Origin of the sequence: Citrobacter sp. TBCS-15 (genome assembly GCF_005280815.1) — a bacterium.
Taxonomy (GTDB): Bacteria; Pseudomonadota; Gammaproteobacteria; order Enterobacterales; family Enterobacteriaceae; genus Citrobacter; species Citrobacter werkmanii.
Window position 1 is genome coordinate 47,506 of record NZ_SZWK01000313.1, and the last position, 20,839, is coordinate 68,344.

At 54.7% G+C, this 20,839-nt stretch carries 16 protein-coding genes; 7 read left to right on the forward strand and 9 right to left on the reverse strand.

From position 1 onward, the window contains the following. Positions 1 to 94: 94 nt before the first annotated feature. Positions 95 to 988, forward strand: a complete 894-nt coding sequence (gene hcaR, locus FDW96_RS23015) for a DNA-binding transcriptional regulator HcaR (RefSeq protein ID WP_061382202.1) — start codon at positions 95 to 97, stop codon at positions 986 to 988. Positions 989 to 991: 3 nt separating this feature from the next. On the opposite strand, the gene FDW96_RS23020 is transcribed toward hcaR, so the two are convergent. Then, complete coding sequence (locus FDW96_RS23020) at positions 992 to 2,185, reverse strand: ROK family transcriptional regulator (protein ID WP_061382201.1); 1,194 nt, start codon at positions 2,183 to 2,185, stop codon at positions 992 to 994. A 114-nt stretch (positions 2,186 to 2,299) separates the two neighbouring features. Between FDW96_RS23020 and FDW96_RS23025 the strand changes: the two genes are divergently transcribed. The 4 genes from FDW96_RS23025 (at position 2,300) to FDW96_RS23040 (ending at position 9,157) form a co-directional block, all read left to right on the forward strand. Then, positions 2,300 to 5,566, forward strand: coding sequence for a DUF5107 domain-containing protein (locus FDW96_RS23025; RefSeq protein ID WP_137366369.1), 3,267 nt, complete (start codon positions 2,300 to 2,302; stop codon positions 5,564 to 5,566). A gap of 72 nt (positions 5,567 to 5,638) precedes the next feature. Further along, positions 5,639 to 7,078 carry a sugar porter family MFS transporter gene (locus tag FDW96_RS23030; protein WP_042306711.1) on the forward strand — a complete coding sequence of 480 codons (1,440 nt, stop codon included), beginning with the start codon at positions 5,639 to 5,641 and terminating at the stop codon, positions 7,076 to 7,078. Next, entirely contained in the window at positions 7,078 to 7,920 is an 843-nt protein-coding gene (locus FDW96_RS23035; protein ID WP_137366370.1) for an aldose 1-epimerase, read from the forward strand. The genes FDW96_RS23030 and FDW96_RS23035 overlap by 1 nt, the downstream gene beginning before the upstream one ends. A gap of 88 nt (positions 7,921 to 8,008) precedes the next feature. Then, positions 8,009 to 9,157 carry a 3-phenylpropionate MFS transporter gene (locus tag FDW96_RS23040; RefSeq protein WP_137366371.1) on the forward strand — a complete coding sequence of 383 codons (1,149 nt, stop codon included), beginning with the start codon at positions 8,009 to 8,011 and terminating at the stop codon, positions 9,155 to 9,157. On the opposite strand, the gene csiE is transcribed toward FDW96_RS23040, so the two are convergent. The 7 genes from csiE to FDW96_RS23075 form a co-directional block, all read right to left on the reverse strand. Continuing rightward, complete coding sequence (gene csiE, locus FDW96_RS23045; RefSeq protein ID WP_137366372.1) at positions 9,152 to 10,429, reverse strand: stationary phase inducible protein CsiE; 1,278 nt, start codon at positions 10,427 to 10,429, stop codon at positions 9,152 to 9,154. The genes FDW96_RS23040 and csiE overlap by 6 nt on opposite strands. Before the next feature lie 617 nt (positions 10,430 to 11,046). Beyond that, a complete protein-coding gene (locus FDW96_RS23050; protein ID WP_137366373.1) occupies positions 11,047 to 11,649 on the reverse strand; it encodes an SIS domain-containing protein in 603 nt (200 codons plus the stop codon). Further along, positions 11,646 to 13,283, reverse strand: coding sequence for an FGGY-family carbohydrate kinase (locus FDW96_RS23055; RefSeq protein WP_137366374.1), 1,638 nt, complete (start codon positions 13,281 to 13,283; stop codon positions 11,646 to 11,648). Before FDW96_RS23055 ends, FDW96_RS23050 begins: the two co-directional genes overlap by 4 nt. Before the next feature lie 17 nt (positions 13,284 to 13,300). Next, positions 13,301 to 14,254, reverse strand: coding sequence for an ABC transporter permease (locus FDW96_RS23060; protein ID WP_061382195.1), 954 nt, complete (start codon positions 14,252 to 14,254; stop codon positions 13,301 to 13,303). 1 nt (position 14,255) lies between these two features. Beyond that, positions 14,256 to 15,245: an ABC transporter permease gene (locus tag FDW96_RS23065; RefSeq protein WP_042306725.1), complete on the reverse strand. Its 990-nt coding sequence runs from the start codon at positions 15,243 to 15,245 to the stop codon at positions 14,256 to 14,258. Next, positions 15,238 to 16,746: a sugar ABC transporter ATP-binding protein gene (locus FDW96_RS23070; RefSeq protein WP_042306726.1), complete on the reverse strand. Its 1,509-nt coding sequence runs from the start codon at positions 16,744 to 16,746 to the stop codon at positions 15,238 to 15,240. Before FDW96_RS23070 ends, FDW96_RS23065 begins: the two co-directional genes overlap by 8 nt. 103 nt (positions 16,747 to 16,849) lie before the next feature. Further along, entirely contained in the window at positions 16,850 to 17,833 is a 984-nt protein-coding gene (locus FDW96_RS23075; RefSeq protein WP_003037665.1) for an autoinducer 2 ABC transporter substrate-binding protein, read from the reverse strand. A gap of 417 nt (positions 17,834 to 18,250) precedes the next feature. Here FDW96_RS23075 and FDW96_RS23080 point away from each other — a divergent pair, with 417 nt between their 5' ends. Beyond that, entirely contained in the window at positions 18,251 to 18,889 is a 639-nt protein-coding gene (locus FDW96_RS23080; RefSeq protein WP_042306729.1) for a DUF1007 family protein, read from the forward strand. Then, the gene (locus FDW96_RS23085; protein ID WP_042306731.1) at positions 18,880 to 19,860 is read left to right on the forward strand and encodes a nickel/cobalt transporter; all 981 of its coding nucleotides are present in this window, start codon (positions 18,880 to 18,882) and stop codon (positions 19,858 to 19,860) included. Before FDW96_RS23080 ends, FDW96_RS23085 begins: the two co-directional genes overlap by 10 nt. Positions 19,861 to 19,927: 67 nt before the next feature. Here the strand turns inward: FDW96_RS23085 and suhB are convergent, their stop codons facing one another. Next, positions 19,928 to 20,731 (reverse strand): inositol-1-monophosphatase, encoded by an 804-nt coding sequence (suhB, locus tag FDW96_RS23090; RefSeq protein WP_003835237.1) that lies wholly within the window; start codon positions 20,729 to 20,731, stop codon positions 19,928 to 19,930. Positions 20,732 to 20,839: the final 108 nt, after the last annotated feature.

The following is a 20,839-nucleotide window of genomic DNA, read 5'->3' on the forward strand; positions in this document are numbered from 1 at the left end:
TTTGTACCCTAAGGATGTTGCTGGTTAGTTATCAATCTGTGAAATAGTAAATTTCTACCAGTTGAGACATTTTTTCGATAACAAGGAGAAGGGCATGGAACTGAGGCACTTACGCTATTTTGTAGCGGTGGCGCAGGCGCTGAATTTCACCCGGGCGGCAGAAAAACTGCATACCTCTCAGCCCTCGTTAAGCAGTCAGATCCGCGATCTGGAGGCCTGCGTGGGGGTTCCCTTGCTGGTGCGGGACAAGCGCAAAGTTGCGTTAACGGCAGCAGGTGAATGTTTTTTACAGGATGCGTTGGTGATCCTCGAACAGGCGGAAAATGCCAAAGTTCGCGCCCGTAAAACGGGGCTGGAAGATAACCATTTCGCTATCGGCTTTGTCCCTTCCGCAGAGGTAAATCTGTTGCCCAAGGTGCTGCCTTTGTTTCGTTTAAAACAACCGGATACGCATATTGAACTGGTCAGTTTGATCACCACCGAGCAGGAGGAGAAGATCCTGCGCGGAGAGCTGGACGTTGGCTTAATGCGTCATCCGGTTTACAGCCCAGAGCTGGATTATCTGGAGCTGATTCATGAGCCGCTGGTGGTAGTGTTACCGGTGAATCATCCGCTGGCTAATGAGAAAGCGATATCGGCACAGCAACTGCACGGCGTCAATTTTGTCGGCACCGATCCCGCTTATTCCGGCGCGTTAGCAATGATTGTAAAAAACTGGTTTCAGCAGCAAAAAAGCCAGCCCAATATCGTGCAGGTGGCGACCAATATTCTGGTGACCATGAACCTGGTTGGCATGGGGTTGGGGGTGACTTTGATACCCGGTTATATGAATAATTTTAATACCGGACAGGTGGTTTTTCGCCCCATTATTGGTGATGTTCCAACCATCGCGTTGCTGATGGCGTGGAAAAAGGGGGCACTGAAACCGGCACTGACCGACTTTATCGCCACGGTGCATGAACGTTTAGCCGTGAGCGTTGTGGATTAACGACTACAGCTCGCTAAGTTGTGATTCTACATACAGATAGCCAATTCCCATGAGTTGCTGAGCGCGAGTCAGTTTACCGAAACCGATCTGCGTTGCCCTGGCTCGCGGGTTATCGCCGTGATCGAACGGATTGAATCCGGTTTGTTGTACCAGCGTATTGAGCCAGCTCTCGCCAAATGCGCAGCTCCGCCCATATAACCATATTTGGTTAATATTCAGTATATTCAAAAAGTTATAAAGACTCAGGCCAATAGCGCTGGCGGCATGTTCAGCCCACGCCTGAATGCGGACGTCTCCGTGCCTCCAGGCATCAATAAGCTGGTCGGTGGTCAACGTTTCCGGATCATACAGGGAAGCCGGTTGCGATTTCATCCACACGCGAGCCTGCTTTTTCAGTGCGCTTAATGACGCTACCGTTTCCAGACACCCATAACGACCGCAGTCACAGGCAACGCCGTCCGGATGAATTATTGTATGGCCAATCTGACCGCTGCCATACAAACTGCCCCGCCAGATGTTATCGTTAATCACAAACGATGAGCCAATGCCGTAATCAACGTTAATCACACAAAAATCACCTTTAGCCGCCGGATTTTGCCACTTTTCCGCCAGCGCCAGCATCACGCAGTCATTGTCCAGCCGGACCTGCACACCAAGCATCTCCTCAAGCAGGTATTTTATTTCCACCGGTGTTTTCCACGGAGCCTGAGGCATGGTTTTTGATGCGCCGGTAATCGGATCAACCTGGCCGTGCACGCCTAGCGCCAGATTAATCGTAACCTCTGGAAATTGCCGATGGTATTCCCGCCAGTGTGTCGCCAATGCCGCCAGTAGCGCTTTTGGCGTATCAGGTTTAATGACCTCATGGCGCCAGTCGCCGACGGCCACCAGACGCGCGTCCGCCAGTTGGCTGGTGATGCTGGTGGGGGTGACGTTGATGCAGAGCGTCCAGGCGCCTGTTTCTGGCAAATGATAACTGCCGCTACTCAAACCGCGCTGGCTTAACGTCTCTCGCGAATGGCTGATTCTCCCTTCATCCATCAGCTCTTCAAGAATATTGCTGACCGCCGGGATTGACAGACTGGTGAGCTGCGCCAACTGCGACTTGCTAAGCTGTTTTTCCCGCCATAGATGCGACAAAAAGATCTGTTTATTTGCCTGACGCACCCTGGCGTTATTGAATCCCAAACGCTGCATACACTTAACTCCCTTTACTATATTGCGTGAGCATTGTGCATTTTAACGCCACTTAACTGCTGCAGAATAGCCTCAGGTTAAATTTTTACTTTTGTTTATTGAGTGGAGAGCGGCATGTACGGTTCAGTTAAAGTCTGGCAGGAAACGATCACCCTCCCAACGTGGACGGTGGGTGAAGAAGACGCTAACCCGATGTTTCTGGAGAAAAGGGTGTATCAGGGATCCTCCGGTGCGGTTTATCCCTACGGCGTGATTGATACCCTGACCGGCAAGCGTGAAATGCGCAACTATCAGGCTGTGTGGATGGAGAATGACTTCATTCGCATCATGCTGCTGCCGGAATTAGGCGGACGCATCCATCGTGCGTATGACAAAGTGCAGCAGCGTGATTTCGTCTACTACAACGAAGTAGTGAAACCTGCGTTGGTTGGCCTGCTTGGGCCATGGATCTCTGGCGGCATTGAGTTCAACTGGCCGCAGCATCATCGTCCAACCACCTTTATGCCGGTTGATTTTACGCAGCAGCAGGGCGAGCAGGGCGAATATACCGTGTGGATGGGGGAGGTTGAACCCATGCGTGGTTTACAGGTGATGACCGGGTTCACACTGTACCCAGATCGCGCGCTGATCGAAATAACCGGGAAGGTGTTTAACGGTAACGCTACCCCGCGCCACTTCCTGTGGTGGGCGAATCCGGCGGTGAAAGGCGGCGACGATCATCAGAGCGTGTTTCCGCCGGATGTAACCGCGGTATTCGACCACGGCAAGCGCGATGTTTCAGCGTTTCCTATCGCTACTGGCACCTACTACAAAGTGGATTACTCGGCGGGTGTGGATATCTCTCGCTACAAAAACGTACCCGTTCCGACCTCTTATATGGCGGAAAAATCGGATTATGACTTTGTCGGTGCCTGGCACCACGGCGAACGCGGTGGATTACTGCACGTCGCGGACCACCATGTTTCGCCGGGGAAAAAACAGTGGACCTGGGGATACGGCGACTTTGGCGTTGCCTGGGATCGTAATCTCACCGATGACAACGGTCCGTATATCGAACTGATGACCGGGGTCTTTACCGATAACCAACCGGATTTCACCTGGCTTGCGCCGTACGAAGAGAAAGTTTTCGTGCAAAACTTCCTGCCCTACAGCGAACTTGGCATGGTGCAAAACGCCAGCACGCAACTGGCGCTTCGGCTGGTGCGTGAGGGAAGCCAGCTTTCAGTGGGCGTTTATGCGATAGCGCCGCTACGCGATGTTCAGATTACGCTTGCGGTACACGGGCAGCCGTTCTTTGAGAATACACTCTCCCTTGAGCCGGGGCAGAGCTGGTTAGCCGATGTATCTGACAATGGCCACGCCCGGGTAACGATGACCGTCACTCGCGCCGATGGCACTGTGCTGTTGCAGTACGAAGAGCACCTGGCGCAAGAATTACCACTACCCTCGGCGGCCAGCGCGCCAGCTCAGCCAGAAGCGCTTGCTAATACCGATGAACTCTATTTTATTGGTCAGCATCTGGAGCAGTACAACCACGCCAGCCGCTATGCTGAAGACTATTACCGCCGCGCGCTGGAGGTCGACCCGCTTGATTATCGAAATAATGTGGCGCTGGGGACGCTGGCGCTAAACCGCGCGGACTGGGCATTAGCAACCCATTGCGCGGGCAAGGCGCTGGAACGGGCGCACAAGCTCAATAAGAATCCACGTGATGGCGAGGCGAGTATGCTGCTGGCCGCCGCGCAGGAACGCCAGGGAGACGATGACAGCGCCTGGGATAATTATTATAAGGCGAGCTGGAGCGGCAACTGCCGGGACGCGGCTTTCTGGTCGTTAGCGCGCCTGGCGATGAAACGTCAGGACTATGCCGGCGCGTTGGAAAAGGTCGAGCAGAGCCTGCGCTTTAACGGCAGTAATAACCTGGCGATGGGACTGAAAGCGCTGGCGCTGGCTAAGCTTGATCGCAATGCGCAAGCGCTGGAATACATTTGCCAACAGCTGGTTGATTATCCGCTGAGTTACACCCTGCACTATGCGCGCTGGGCTATTTGCCAGGATGAAGCGACTGCACAGGCGCTAATCTCGATTACCGGGCGGCGCGGTACCAACGCGTGTGAACTGGCTGGCTGGTTGATCGCATTGGGGCAAAAAGATGCTGCCCGTGGCGTGCTGGAACTGCTCGACAGCCAGGAAACGCTACCGATGCTGTGGCGTGCTTCGTTGAGCGACAATCCGCAACCTTTCATCGAACGAGCGCGTAAGTGTCTGCAAAATCGCGTCCGTTTTCCCAATACGCTGGATGAAGTACAGATGCTGCAAACCCTCGAGCAGAGCGCTTTTGCCCGCTATTTGCTCGGCTGTTTCTGGTACAGCAAACGCTGCTATGACGAGGCGGTCTCCTGCTGGCAATTTACCCTTGCGCAGGAGCCGGATTTTGCCCCAGTGCATCGCTTATTGGGGATCTATGCCTGGAACAAACAGCACGATGCACAGCAGGCGATACAGTATCTGTCGCAGGCCGTAGCACTGGAGCCGCAAAATGCCCGTTTCCTGTTCGAACTCGACTATCTCAAAAAGCTGATGGCGCAACCGGCTGAACAGCGTTTGCAGCGACTGGAAGCCAGCAAAGATATTGTCTTCCATCGTGACGATCTGACGGTGGAACTGCTTAGTCTGTGGAATGGATTGGGGCGCTACGACGAGGCCGCGGCAATCTTACGTGAGCGTGTATTTCATCCGTGGGAGGGGGGAGAAGGCAAAGCCACCGGGCAATATCTGCTGAATCAGATGCATCGCGCACTGGAGGCTGTTCAGGCGGGCGACCCGCAAACCGCCATCACGCAACTGCAACAGGCGCTGCACTACCCGCAAAACCTTGGGGAGGGGCGTCTGCCTGGGCAAACGGATAATGACATCTGGTATTTGCTGGGTTATTGCGCCCAGCAGCAGGGGCATTTCGAGGAATCCCAGCGTTACTTCTCCCGTGCCACGCGTGGCGGTAGCTCACTGGATGCCGGACGTTACTACAACGACCAGCCGGTGGACTATCTCTTCTGGCAGGGGATGGCGCAGAGAAAACTTGGCGATGATGCAGAGGCGGACGCTCTGTTCAACAGCTTCCTGCAATGGGTTGAGTCGCATCGCGACAACATCCCGGATGTCGATTTCTTTGCCGTATCGCTGCCCGATCTGGTGGTACTGGATACCTCAGCACAAGCAAAACACCAGCAACACTGCTTGTTTATCAATGCGCTTGGGCATCTGGGACTGGGAAATAGTTCTGCTTGCCAGCGCGATCTTGATGAGCTTCTGCAACTCAATCCGGCGCATGACAAGGCGTTACTGCTGCGTCACGCCATAAACGTAAGGCTGTTCCAGTAATACCCGAAACGGGTGGGGGCAACCTCACCCGAAACCTTCTGTCCCCTGCGTTTCCCTGAAAGAGGAATCATAATGAATAACGCGCAGACACATTTAAAGATTGGTTACGTCTGGACTATCTGCCTGGTTGCCGCCTGCGGTGGTTTACTGTTTGGCTATGACTGGGTGGTAATCGGCGGGGCAAAGCCCTTCTATGAAGCTTATTTCTCGATTACCGATCCGGCGCAATCTGGCTGGGCGATGAGCTCGGCGCTGGTTGGTTGTATCTTTGGTGCGCTGATTTCCGGCTGGTGCGCCGATAAATTTGGCCGAAAGATGCCGCTGATTCTCTCGGCGATCCTCTTTAGCGCTTCAGCCTGGGGGACCGCAGTTGCCAGCAATTTTGACATGTTTGTTGTCTATCGCATCGTTGGCGGCGTGGGGATTGGTCTGGCATCCGCGCTAAGCCCGCTGTATATCGCTGAGGTCAGCCCGGCGGAAAAGCGTGGTCGCTTTGTTGCCGTTAACCAGCTCACCATCGTGATTGGCGTCCTGGCGGCGCAGCTTATCAACCTGATGATTGCCGAACCTGTCGCCACAGGCGCTACGCAGCAGGCGATTGTGGAAAGCTGGAACGGTCAGACGGGCTGGCGCTGGATGTTTGGCGCTGAATTAGTGCCCGCGGTAATATTCCTGGTGCTGATGTTCTTTGTCCCTGAATCGCCGCGCTGGTTGGTGAAGGCAGGAAAAGCCGAACGTGCGCGCACCATGCTGCAGCGCATTGGTTCGGCAGAATATGCCGGGCAAACGCTGAAAGAGATTGAACATACGCTACAAAAAGATAACCACAAGGTCGCGTGGTCATCACTGTTACAACCGCAGATCAAACCGATAGTGATTATTGGCATGGTGCTGGCAGTGTTCCAGCAGTGGTGTGGGATCAACGTTATTTTCAACTATGCGCAGGAGATATTTGCTTCCGCCGGATTCGACATCAACGGCACGTTAAAATCGATCGTAGCGACCGGGATCATCAATCTGGTCTTTACCCTTGCCGCTCTGCCGCTGGTGGACAAAATTGGGCGTCGTAAACTGATGCTGTTTGGTGCATCAGGGCTGACGGTTATCTACGTACTCATTGCCGGGGCATACGGGTTGGGCATTCTGGGCTGGCCGGTTTTGGTTCTGGTGCTGGCGGCGATTGCCATTTACGCCCTGACGCTGGCCCCGGTAACCTGGGTGCTGCTGTCCGAAATTTTCCCCAACCGTGTTCGCGGGTTAGCGATGTCGCTCGGCACGCTGGCGTTGTGGATTGCCTGCTTCCTGCTGACCTATACCTTCCCACTGCTGAATGCGAGTCTGGGCGCATCGGGAAGTTTCCTGCTCTATGGTGTGATTTGTGCGATGGGCTTTATCTATGTTCTGCGTAATGTGCCGGAAACCAAAGGCGTGACGCTGGAAGCGCTGGAAGAACGGCTGGCGGCACAGCATACGAAAGTTGGCGCATCAAGCCAGCAACGAAGCGCCCGCTAATGAACCCTCTGCTGATGTTACAAAACGCACATCTACGGATGTGCGTAGATCCACAGGGCGGTTCGCTATTGAGTCTGGTTTCGTTACAACATCAACAGGCAATATTACGTGAAGGTCATGGTCAGCAGCCCGGTGATTGCGGCCTGTTCCCGATGTTACCGGTGGCAAATAGGGTGGCGGGCAATCGTTTTATGTTACGTGGGGAAGAGGTTGTGCTACCGCACCATGGGGCGGATGCACACTTCTTCCTGCATGGTGACGGCTGGCTGCAGCGCTGGCAGGTTATCACCGCTACGCAAAGTGGTTGTTTGCTACAGTTGCGCAGTTGGCATCCCTGTGGTTACGACTATACGGCGCAGCTTTGCTACCAACTGGAAGCGTCAAGCCTGCATGCTTCATTGACGCTCACCCATTGCGGGGAACGACCGATGATCTATGGCTGCGGGTTCCATCCGTTTTTCGCCTTTGATACGCACAGTACGGCCCAGTTCACCGCCAGCGGCTACTGGCCGGAGGGGGAACAGCATCTGCCACTGGACTGGCAAAGTAATATTCCACCCGCAGCAGATTTCATGCATGCGCAATACGGTGAAGATGCCTGGTTGAATGTGGGTTATTCTGGCTGGAGCGGGCGGGCCGTTATTCAGCATGATGTGATGAAAGTCACGATTTTAGCGCAAACTCCGTGGTTGATGCTGTTCAGAATGTCGGGTGAACCATTCCTGTGCCTGGAGCCGCAGACGCATCCGGTGAATGCCCACCACATGCAGGGGCAGCCGGGATTGCAGGTTTTAGCGCAGGAAGAACGCTGTCATTTTGCGATGCAAATTTGCATCGAATAGGGCGAAAATCATGTTATCTGCCTGTTAATGGTCTCTTGCGCCAGCCAGAGTTTATCGCCAGACTACCGTCTCCAAACGGGAGGGATTCATGGCTTTGCATTCCACGCGCTGGCTGGCGCTCGGTTATTTCACCTATTTCTTTAGCTACGGTATTTTTCTGCCTTTCTGGAGCGTCTGGCTCGAAGGGCTGGGGCTGACGCCGGAAACCATTGGTTTACTGCTGGGCGCGGGGCTGATTGCCCGTTTTCTCGGTAGCTTGATGATTGCGCCGCGCGTGAGCGATCCCTCTCGTCTGATTACCGCTTTACGTATTCTGGCTCTGTTGACGTTGGTGTTTGCGCTGGCTTTCTGGGCGGGGACCAACGTGGCGTGGCTGATGGTGGTGATGGTCGGATTTAACCTGTTTTTCTCACCGCTGGTGCCGCTGACGGATGCGCTGGCCAATACCTGGCAAAAACAGATAACCATGGACTATGGGCGGGTTCGACTGTGGGGATCCGTGGCCTTTGTGATTGGCTCTGCGCTGACCGGTAAGCTGGTGAGCCTGTTTGACTATCGGGTGATCCTTATTCTGCTGTCGCTTGGCGTCGCCTCTATGCTGCTGGGCATGATGATTCGCCCGAGCGTGCAGCCAGCAGGTGAAACCCGTCAGCAGGAGAGTGCGGGATGGCCCGCCTGGCGCGCGTTAATAACGCAAAGCTGGCGTTTTCTTGCCTGCGTGAGTCTGCTGCAGGGCGCACATGCCGCCTATTATGGTTTTAGCGCCATTTACTGGCAATCCGCCGGTTATTCCGCCTCGGCGGTGGGCTATTTATGGTCATTGGGCGTTGTGGCGGAAGTGATCATCTTCGCGCTGAGTCACAAGTTGTTCCGCCGCTTTAGCGCCCGCGATCTGCTGTTGCTTTCCGCCGTTTGCGGCGTGGCGCGTTGGGGGCTGATGGGCTGGAGCACCGAGCTGCCGTGGTTGATTGTGGTGCAGATCCTGCACTGCGGCACCTTCACCGTCTGTCACCTGGCGGCAATGCGCTATATCGCGGCGCGACAGGGCAGCGAAGTGATTCGTTTGCAGGCGGTCTATTCCGCGGTGGCGATGGGCGGCAGTATCGCCATCATGACCGTTTTCGCCGGCTACCTGTACCAGAACCTGGGCAGCGGCGTATTCTGGGTGATGGCGCTGGTGGCGCTCCCGGCTATCGTGCTGCGCCCGAAAGTGGTGGCGCAGCCTGCGACGTTATGATTCGAGGATTTTGCGGATCTGCTGCTGCTGGTGAGACGTCAGCGCCAGATCCGCATGAATCAACGGCGGTGAAAACAGCGGCAGCGGCGTAGTGTACGGTGTGACGATCAGCGTTACGCCACGCGGCGCGCCCTCTTTTTGAAAGTCCTGCATCGGCATATGTTTTACGTTGAGCGGCAGTAGCGTCAGTTCGCGTAGCTGCTGTTCTATATGCGCTTCAAGTTGTTCGTTACTACCGGTCAGCAGGATAATCTGCTTTTCGTGCAAATCCTTCTCCTGCATCAGCCAGGCACCGAAAATCACCGCCACCAGTCCGATCTCTTCTTCTGAAAACTGCACATCGTATTCCGCTTCGAATCCGTGTATCGCCTCGCGGGTGGTGCGTACCAGCCGGGGATAAAGTCGGCTGAACTCTTCCGGTAGCGTGTTATCAATGCCAATAGCAAACACACTGCGGTTCAGCGCCTGGGCAAGGTGGATATACAACTGGTCGTTCAGCCCTTGTTCATCGCTGAAGCGAACGTTGCCATACTCGCGAAAACGCAGCACCAGCCGCGCGATAGCCAGACGCAAACGGCGATCCTGCTGGTGGTTATCGCGGATGGGATCGGGGATGCGAATCATTGAGAACAGCAATGCCATAAACAGCGATTCGCCCGGCGGCGCACTTTGCATGACGTGACGTTGCCAGTGGCGGGCGATCTCCTCAGCCAGAGCGTACTCCGCGCAGGATTGCGCCCAGCGCTGCTGGAGCGGATTAAACTCCGGGGTGCTCCCCGCGTGATGTTGCAGCAGGCAGTATTGTAAAAACAGCCGCAGGAACTGGATATCACGGCACTCAAAGGGCTTTTGCAAGCGTCGGGAGCAGAGGTTAATCAGCGCATGCAGATTGGTGTCATCATACAACGTGCGCGCTATGCCCTGCTGTTTCAGCGCCATTTTCAATGTGGGTGTGAAATGTTGCGTGATAAACGTCGGGCAGATCCGCAGGCCACGGCGCAGCCAATGCAACAGGCACAGACGCTGGTTCAGCGGGGCCCCTTCGATCGTATAGCCGCCATTCTGGGCGGAAGTAATGGCGAGCCGATGATAGCGCTGGATTTCGAGCCCCGCGCCAATGATATCCTCCTGAACGGTGGCATCATCGACGCCATTGAGACTGCTGAAGGTCTGCGCGGTAGCAATCTGCCCCGGCAGAAAAAGCGTCAGCAGCACCTGGCAACGGCGTTGGGGAGCGGAAAGTACAGATGGCGGGGCGAGCGTTGACATCATCTGTAGAATCTCCCGTGAGTATGTTTGATAAGAATAGTTAAAGTTTGCGCATAGATTTGAGGAATGGAAAGCTTTACGCCAGGAATGCTGGGGAGCGTCACAGAATTTTTAACGTGCGGAAAAGATAGCGGTAGTGAAACGCAGCGCGTTAATCCGCTTTTTCACTGTTTTATCTTTAGTTGGGATATAAAAAATGCCAGAGGGGGGAATGCGGCGGAGGGAGGTATAAACATGCTATCGCAGAGAAAGGTTCCGTTCACCTCATGTTCATCGCTTTTCTGTACACTGAACGCCAGTGAACGTGTTAAGGGTGCTATCGCCGCACCCTTAACAATCCCGGCTCCCGGCGGGAAAATTGCCGCTCCGCGGTTCCCTCCGCTTATTCCTCCAGGCTACCGGGGCGGGCGCGATGTAACGTCCCTGTAAAGCGCGCCCTGAGCCAGCATCCATGCTGGCTCTCCCGGCCTTACGGAAACACGTCGGCAATTTTCAGCCGGACCAGCCACGCCTGACCATCTGTATTTTTATTTGAACATGTTTGAACAGCAAAAAGGATATAGCTGAAAGTCAGAGCGTTGAGGTGAACGGAACCCTGAGCCGGAATTACATGTTCTCCATCACGCCTGCCCACGGCTCAGCGTTAATCCCACATCGCCGCCGGGATGCACTGCCAGCAGTGTCTCCTTTGAGTAGCCGCTTTCACTCATCAAACAGGCGCAGGCGGCGTCAAAGATCGCCAGTACCAGCAGAATTGAGGTCGTCGCCAGCATGTTCAGCGGGTCGGCCTCACGCTGGACGCCGGTGGAAATCACCAGCCTCGACGCTTTAGCGATGGCCGAATCAGCGTTTTCCGTCACGCTCAGGATCGGCACATTTCTCGCCGCCAGCCCAGGCAGCAGCCGGGTAAGTTCATCCGAATTGCCACCGCGTGACAGCATAATAACCAGGTCGTCGGCGCGTAAAAAACCCAGATCGCCGTGCGCCGCATCGGTGGCATTGAGATAAATCGCCGGGCGCTCCACGCAGGCGAGCATATGCGCGACTTTACGCGCCGCAATGCCGGAGGTGCCGACGCCGGTAACGACGATTTTCCCCTGGCATCCGCGCAGTTCCGCCATCAGCGACTGCCAGACCGGCTCAGTCAGATGCTGTCCCAGTCCCGCAAGGGCATCGCTGTAGATCTGGAATACGCCGGTGGCCTGAGACCAGGAGTCACTCATGCGTCCTCCTGCATCAGCTGGCGGTATTTCATATCGTCCTGATACATCTCGTGGAATACCCGATATTTGCGATCGTAGTACTGCTTAATACGGTTGGTTTGCGGGGTGACCGTTTTACCAATCCGGCTCATCGCCGACATCGCTTCCGGGAAGGTATCAAATACACCTGCGGCGATTGTTCCCATCATGGCACCGCCCAACAGCATGGCTTCACTCTCTTCCGGCAACAGCATGGCGCAACCGGTGGCGTTGGCGTGTTCCTGAACGAAGATCGGGTTTTTAGTGCCGCCGCCGCTGGCCATAATCGTATCGATGGTGTAGCCGCTTTGATTCATCGTTTCAATGATATGCCGCGTACCGAGGGCAATGGCCTGGATAGTCGCCAGATACTGTCGCGCCATATCTTCCGGCGTGCGCGACAGCTTAAGTCCGGTGATTGTCCCCGTGAGCGTAGGGTTGGCGCGCGGCGAGCGATTGCCGTGGAAATAGGGCAGGATATGCATATCGCGGGTCAGGAACGCGATATCTTCCGGCTCACCGGCCATTTTACGCAGCAACGCATTCAGCACTTCATAAATGGTCTGCCCTTGGGACTTAGCCTGCGCCAGTAGGGTGTCGTAGCACGGATGCGACTGAATTACGTGGTCGATTAACGCCCCCGTTGCCGACTGCCCGCCTTCGTTGAGCCAGTATTCCGGCAGTACGGCAGAGTAGTAAGGCCCCCAGACACCGCCGATAAAACGCGGCTCTTTGGAAATCGCCATGTGTCCGGTGGAGGTGCCGCCAATCAGTGCGATACGACGGTCGAAATCCGGCACCTCGCCGGAAACTCCGCTGGCACCGAGCGTACCGAGGGTACCGGCGTGGGCATCAATAATCGATACGCTGACCGCGGTGCCGGGGATGAGTCCCATTTCGCTGGCGGCGCGCGCTGACAGCCCATGACCGAGCGGTTCGCCCATGGTTTTCACGTAGCGGCCAATTTTAGCGGCATCGTGTTCCAGCAAATCTTCCAGCCCAATCTGGCGGAAATAGCTGGCATCCCATTTATCTTCATGGCCCATATAGGTCCATTTACACACCGTCGAGCACAATGAGCGTGTGTCATCGCCCGTTGCGCGCCAGGTGAGGAAATCAGGCAGGTCAAAGTAGTAACCGGCGTTAGCCCAGGTATTGGGCATATGCTGCTTCAGCCACAGCAGTTTTGGCGTTTGCATCTCCGGGGAGATAATGTCGCCGACGTAGTCCAGTACCCGATGATGCAAGGCGTTAATGCGATCGGCCTGAGTAATGGCGCGGTGGTCCATCCACACAATAATGTTCTGTTCACTGCGCCCGGAAGGGCTGATGGTCAGTGGGTTACCTTCTTTATCCAGCACCACCAATGAACAGGTAGCGTCAAAGCCTAGACCTTTCACCTGAATAGGATTGATATCCGACTGGTTAATCGCATCGCGAACCGCGTTACACACAGCCTGCCAGATGTTATCGGAAGACTGCTCAACAAAATCGGCCTGCGGACGGTAAATCTCGATGGCCCGACTGGCCTGACCGACCATTCTGCCGTTGAGATCAAACACGCCAGCACGGGCGCTTCCGGTTCCGACATCCACACCAATAAAGTAACTTGCCATAATTTTTTCTCCTGAAATCAGGCTTTACGATTCTGTAATGCGATAAAGAGGATCAGCACCGCGCCCCACAGCGCCATCGTCAGATAGCTGCTGACCCCCAGCAAGTTAAGGCCGCTTTCCAGCATTTGCAGCACAATCAGCGCCAGTACCAGGCCGATAATGCGTCCGAAGCCGCCATCCGGGTTAATGCCGCCGAGCACAGAGGCAAGGATGGTGACCAGCAGGTAGGATTCACCGTATCCGGCTTTGGCCGAGTTGAATTTTGCCATCATCAGAATGGCGGCGACCCAGCCGAGCAGGGCTGAAATAACGTACACCGAAATTTGTACCCGTACGGTATTCACGCCGCTGTAGCGGGTAGCCTGCTCATTGGAGCCGACGAGATACAGGCTGCGCCCAAGCGTGGTGTGCTCCAGCAGCACCCACAGCAGGATTGCCACGAGGAAAAAGAGCAGCAGCGCCACCGGAATACCGCCAATTGTGGCGTTGCCAAGATACTGAATGGCAGTCGGGAAACCTGAAATCACCGTCCCGTTGGAAAGCAAAATATTCAGCCCGGAGATCAGCGTCATCGTGCCGAGGGTGGCGAGAATAGGCGAGACGCCGACCCAGGCAATTAAAGCGCCGTTGAGCGTGCCGATAGCCACCGCCACCGCTGCGCCAGCAACCAATGCCAGCACCAGAAACAGCGGGTTATCCGGGTGGGTGACGATAATCGCCGCCATCACTAGCGAGCAGGCGTTCGCACCGGCAATAATCGACAGGTTAATGCCGCCGGTCAGCATGGTCATGCCCATCCCGAGGGCCAGCATGCCGAGGATTGGCAACTGCGAGCCGATCGACTGGAAGTTAGCGACGCTGAAAAAACGGCTGCCGAGCAGGGCCGAGAAGACCAGGGCGACGACCACAATAATGACGCATTGCAGACGAATGATGGCATCACCGGGTAAAAATCTGGCGATTGTTTTCATCTCAAAGCTCCCTTGCCAGTTTACGTTTTTCGTTCCAGGCCGTGGCGCTAATGCTGACCAGGATAATGGCGCCGCTGAACACGGTGTGCCAGTAAGAGGAGACGCTCAGCAGCGTCAGACCATTTTGCAAGAACGCCAGCAGCACAACACCCAGTAGCGTTCCGGTTAACGTACCGCGCCCGCCGCTCATGCTGGTGCCGCCGAGAACGACCGCCGCCAGCACCGTCAGCTCAAAGCCGAGCAGTGAATTGGGGGCAACAGACTGGGTGATTTGCGCCTGAACCACGGCGGCAACACCTGCCAGAATGCCCATATAGCCATAGACGTAGAAATGCAGCTTCAGCAGATTCAGCCCCAGGCGCGAGGCCGCGTCGCGGTTGCCGCCCATGGCGTAAACCTGACGGCCAAGACGGGTATAGTTCATCAGTACGGCGGTAAAGATGATCACCGCAGCCAGGCACAGCAGGGGCAGGGTTAAACCGTAGTCGTAGCCGTCTGTCGCGGTGAACGACAACCAGTTGATACCGTTCATAAACCAGTCCGGGAAGCCGTACAGCCAGGTACCCTTGGTGGCATAAACCAGCAGGCCGTAGTAGACGTTCAGCGTGGCGATGGTAATGATGATCGCCGGAACGCGCAGCCAGTAGACCAGGAAGCCATTAATCAGCCCAAGCAGCAGACCTACCGCCATTGCGATGGTTAAAGCCAGTACGAAGTTGCCGCCGTGAGCGATCACCCAACTGGCCATCGCATACTGGGCAATCGCGGTCATCGCTGGAAATGAGATGTCGATCCCGCCGGAAATCAGCACCACAAACAGCCCGCAGGCGAGAATGCCGAGAATCGCGTAGCTGGTGGCGACATCTGTGAGGTTGCCCAGCGACAGGAACTCATCGGTACTGACGCTCAGTCCGACGGCGAGCGCCACGACCAGCAGGCCCAGCCAGAATTCATGTTGCCCGATTAAACGGGAGAGACGCAGACTATTCATTGATTACCTCGACCACTTCAGCAATCTCCTCTTCACGGCAGTGATGAGGATTAAATTCCGCTACCAGCTTGCCGCGGCGCATCACCAGCACACGATGACTGTTGTAATACGCTTCCGGGATTTCATCGCAAATCATCAGCACCGCCATTCCCTGTTCCGCCAGATCGCGGGCTATCTGGTAAATCCCCTCTTTGTTGGCGATATCCACGCCGACGGTAGGGGAGTCGAGGATTAAGATGCGCGGATGGGTTGCCACCCATTTGGCAATGGCAATGCGTTGGGCATTACCGCCGGAGAGCGTTTTGACCGGCAGATGCGGATCGGAGACTTTAATGTTCAACTCGCGGATCAAATCGGCGACCAGCTTTTGCGCTTTACGATGATCGAGCAGACCGCTGCTGGTATGCAGTTGGTCAAACACCGTGACGATGGTGTTGTCATAGATCGACTGCTCCATGATCAGCCCCTGCGTCAGGCGATCTTCTGAGACATAGCCGATCCCGTGTTTGATGGCGTCATGATTATTGCGCAGAGTAACCGGCTGGCCGTTAATGCGCATTTCGCCGCTTTCCGGCTGGGTCATGCCGAACAAACTGAGGCAAAGCTCGGTGCGACCGGCACCCAGCAGACCGACAATGGAGACAATCTCACCGCTATGTAGCGATAAATTGATGTTCTGGTATTTCCCCCGGCGGCTGAGGTTGCGCAGCTCGAGCAGCGGCTCTTGCTCAATAGCAGGTCTTTCCGGCAGCGGGCTGTAGTGGAAGCGTTGTCCGGTCATCAGGAAGGCCAGTTCGTGACTGTCGAGTTCGCTGGCCGGGTAAGTCCCCACCAGTTTGCCGTCGCGCATCACGCTGATACGGTCCGCCACTTCCATCACTTCATCCAGACGGTGGCTGACAAACACCACGCAAATCCCGGCCGCTTTCAGTTCGTTGACGACCCGTAGCAGGCCATTGACCTCCTGGCGGGTTAACGAAGCGGTGGGTTCATCCATAATCACCAGACGCGCATCGGCGGCAATAGCCCGGCAAATGGCGACCAGTTGCCGGTCGGCAATCGACAGTTTTTCGACTTTTTTATCGGGATCGATGTTCACGCCGATGCGTTTCATAGCGGCCAGCGCCTGCTGTTTCATCGCGCCACGGCGCACCCAGATATCGCCACCGGGCAGATAGCGGTTGACCGCGATATTTTCAGCGACGCTAAAGTTAGGGAATAACGACAGGTCCTGATAAATAACCTGAATACCATAATGGGAAGAAAGCTGCGGCGTCAGGTGATGGAATAATTTGCCATCGAGTAAAATCTGCGCGCCTTTTTCCGGATGATACACTCCAGAGATCACTTTAATAATGGTGCTTTTACCACAGCCGTTTTGACCCGCCAGACAGTGAACTTCGCCTTTTCTCAGCGTCATATTCACGTTATCCAGCGCCAGCACGCCCGGGAATTGTTTGCTGATATTCTCAAGAGTGATAAATGCGGTGGTGTCTGTCATGGACAATACCCCTGCGCACGTCCGCATGGACGCTAAGTGTTAGTTTGGTTGATAGCGCCGACCAGACGGTCGGCGTTAAGGTTCCCTGGTGTCGGCTAAAGCCTTAGAAACCGAGTGATTGTGCGTTGTCTTTGGTGACTTCGAGGATCTTGTTAAAGCGGATCACTTTCTTCTCCGTGTCGATATCGGCTTTCCCTAAACCATCGATACTCAGATCAGCGTTCACTTCTTTACCCTGCAACAGCTGATCGGCCACCGTTACCAGCGCATAGCCCGCGTCTTTTGGATCCCACAGCAGCGCTTTCTTAATATCACCGCGCATCAGGTAAGGTGCAGCCTGTGCTGGCATGGCGATCCCGACGACGGCGATTTTATCTTTGGCGCGTTTTTTCTGTACCGCCTGACCCGCACCGATAGGACCCAGCGAGCCAAAGCCGATAATGCCCTTCATCTGCGGATAGGTTTTCATCAGGTCCAGCGTGGTGGCGTAGGATTTATCGATGCTTTCCGCGACCGGCAGACGTGAAGTGACCTCGAACATCTCCGGATATTTTTCTTTCTGGTACTTAATTGCATAATCTGCCCACGCGTTATGAAGTGGGACCGTCAGCGAACCGACATAGATGGCATACCCGCCTTTGCCGCCCATGTTTTTTGCTAATTCATCGACGTTAGCCTGCGCATATTTTTCACTGTCGATGGTTTCAATATCCCACTGGCCAATCTGCTCGTCCGGGGATTCGTGCGTCAGCACCACGATGCCTTTGTCGCGCGCTTTTTTCAGCACCGGCTCAAGGACCTTGGCATCATTCGGCACCACGATGATTGCGTTAACATTTTTGGCGATCAGATCCTCAATGACTTTCACCTGCTGAGCCGGATCTGGCGTGGAAGGCCCGGTCTGGTAAGCATTCACATCCAATTTTTTTGCTGCTTCATTCACGCCGGTTTCCATGCGGTTAAACCATGGGATCCCGGTGACTTTGGCAACCACAGCAATTTCATATTTTTCCGCCGCAAAGGACGTGCCGGACAACATGCATGCAGAAACCAGGGTTGCACTGAGTAATGCGAGTTTGAATTTCATAGTTGTACCTTTCGTAGGGGGCAGGACATGTCACGGGGTGAAGTTAACTACGAATGGAAGAGGGAATGAATCATGAGTTTCATGAATGTGATCTATGCCCAGTATTGTGAATTTATGGAAAAGTAATGGTTAAAAATTGGTTAAATTAAAGGGGTTTTATATCCATGACAGCAAAGTTATTGTTAATGGATTATTAAAATGAAACCATAAATTAACAATTAATTATCATTTTGCGTAAATTGTGGTGGCGAGAAGGGATTTAGACGGGTGTTGCTGGAAAAAGAAATCTCGAAATTGAGAACTGAATCGATACCGGAAAAGGGTGCTCAACATTTTTTCGTTCAATGATATCCTCAGCACTCTTTCGCCAAACATACCATTATTTCTGGCAGCCTGGATTTTTATCGTGGAGAAGCCATGCAGCGCGTTAAACGCATCATTGTCACGTTGTTTCTTGCTGTCCTGTCTTTTGACGCAGGCGCTCATCCCCATAGCTTTATCCATTTGAAAACTGAGATCGTGAGCGAGAATAATCAGTTCGTGGCGCTGAAAATGCGCTGGACGATGGATGAAATCACCTCGGCTGATCTGCTTTACGATGCGGGGAATGCCAAACCTGGCTCGGAGATCTGGAAAAAACTGGCGGCGGAAGTGATGGCGAATGTGCTTGGGCAGCATTATTTCACCGAAGTGTGGCATGACGGGCAAAAGGTAAAGTTTAAAAACAGGCCGACGGAATACGGCATGGAACGGGAGGAACATCAGGCGGTGCTAACGTTCGTTTTACCATTAGCTGAACCGCAGCCGCTGAGTGGTCAAAAATATACCATTTCAACCTTCGATCCGACCTACTACGTTGATATGAGCTATGACCAGGACAGCGACGCTATGCTGGGGCAGGCCATTAGCCAGCAATGCCGACTCACTGTCCATACCCCGACGCCGAATGAACAAACGCTGAGCTTTGCCCAGTCGCTGGATAAAGAAGACGCCCCGCCGGAGGATATGGAGTTGGGTAAACAGTTCGCACAAACGGTAACGCTGCAATGTCAGTAATTTATCAGCCACGCCCCGCCGGACGCCGCTGGCTTACGCTGTGGCCGCTGGCACTATTTTTCCTGCTGGCGGCAGGCGGCATACTGTGGCTATGGCAGGCCTGGCCGCAGGTGATGATGAAAAGCATCGTCTGGCAGCGCGAAGTAAACCAACAGATGAGCGGATTGCTGAAAGCGGTTGCTGCCAGTCCGACCCAGGCAGGGGGATCGCTGCTACTGTTTAGTTTTCTCTATGGCGTCCTGCATGCACTGGGGCCGGGTCATGGAAAAGTGGTGATTACTACCTGGCTTGCGACGCACCCGTCAAAACTCAAATCAAGTATCGGCCTGACGCTGGCGTCGTCTTTATTACAAGGACTGGTCGCGATTGGTCTGGTCGTTATCGTGCTCACCGTCTTGCAGTTACCTGCGCGGCAGCTGCATATGAGCAGCTTCTGGCTGGAAAGAGGGAGCTATGTGCTGGTAGGCGTGTTGGGCCTGCTGCTGTGCTGGCGGGCGCTGAAAAAACTGCGCTCATTGCTAAAACGGCCAACGTTTACCGCTTTCACACCGCACCATGTGCATCACGACGGCTGTGGCTGCGGGCATCAGCATTTACCGCAGCCGGAACAGTTGCAAAGCGGTGATGACTGGCGCGCCCGGTTGATGATTATTCTGTCTATGGGGATGCGCCCATGCTCCGGGGCTATCATGGTGCTGCTGTTCAGTAAAGTGATTGGCGTCTTTAGCTGGGGCATGGCCTCGGCGCTGGCGATGGCGGCGGGAACTTCTTTGACGATTACGTCACTGGCTTTATTGGTACACAGTTTCCGCTCGCTGGCGGTAAGACTTAGCGGGCATAAAGCGCCGGTGCTGTGGCGACAGATTGGCTGGACAACGCTGGCATTAGCCGGTGGGGCGATATTGATTGCGGCGGCGGTGGTGATGTGGATGAGCGCGGTGCCGGTAGGTAGGGGATTAAGACCGTTTTAGATTAGTGAGCGGCAGGAATTGTAGGCCGGATAAGACGCGAAAGCGTCGCATCCGGCACCACAGCAGATTAACGCTTCAGCGCGTCGCTCAGTTCATCACGCATGTTAGCCAGCATGGCTTTCACTACGCGCGGGTTACCTGCAACGATGTTGCCGGTTGCCATGTAGTTATGGCCGCCGGTGAAGTCGCAAACCAGTGCGCCGGCTTCACGAGCAATCAGCTCACCTGCGGCGAAATCCCACGGGCGCAGACCAATTTCGAAATAACCGTCAACGCGGGCTGCGGCAACGTAGGCCAGATCCAGCGCGGCAGAGCCGGTGCGGCGGAAGTCAGCGCATTCGGTAAACATGTTGCCAAGGATTTTCATGTAAGAAGCAGCGTGCTGTTTCGCTTTGAACGGGAAGCCGGTGGCAATGATGGTGCCGTCCAGATCGCGAGCCGTGCTGCCACGCAGACGGTAACCGTTAAGCTGAGCGCCTTGGCCGCGGGTTGCGGTGAACAGTTCATTACGCATTGGATCGTAAACAACGGCAACTTCAGTACGGCCTTTAATGCGTACTGCGATAGATACCGCGAAGTGCGGCAGACGTTTTACGAAGTTGGTAGTGCCATCCAGTGGATCGATAACCCATTGAACATCCAAATCTTCACCAACATGTTCACCGCTTTCTTCGGTGATGATGGTGTGCTGTGGGTAAGATTTGCGAATCGTTTCGATAATAATCGCTTCGGCGGCTTTATCGACGTTAGTCACGAAATCATTGCTGCCTTTCTGGCTGGTTTCTACAGAGTCTGGGGTTTCGTAGTGTTTGGCAATTACATTACCCGCCTTGCGCGCTGCGCGCACGGCGATGGTCAGCATCGGATGCATCGGTCTCTCTCACTGGATGTTAAAGAACGGGAAAACGGCGCAGAGTATAGCAGCGAGTTCGGAATATGTCTTCGTTTTATGATAATATGCCCGAATAATCTTTAGCCG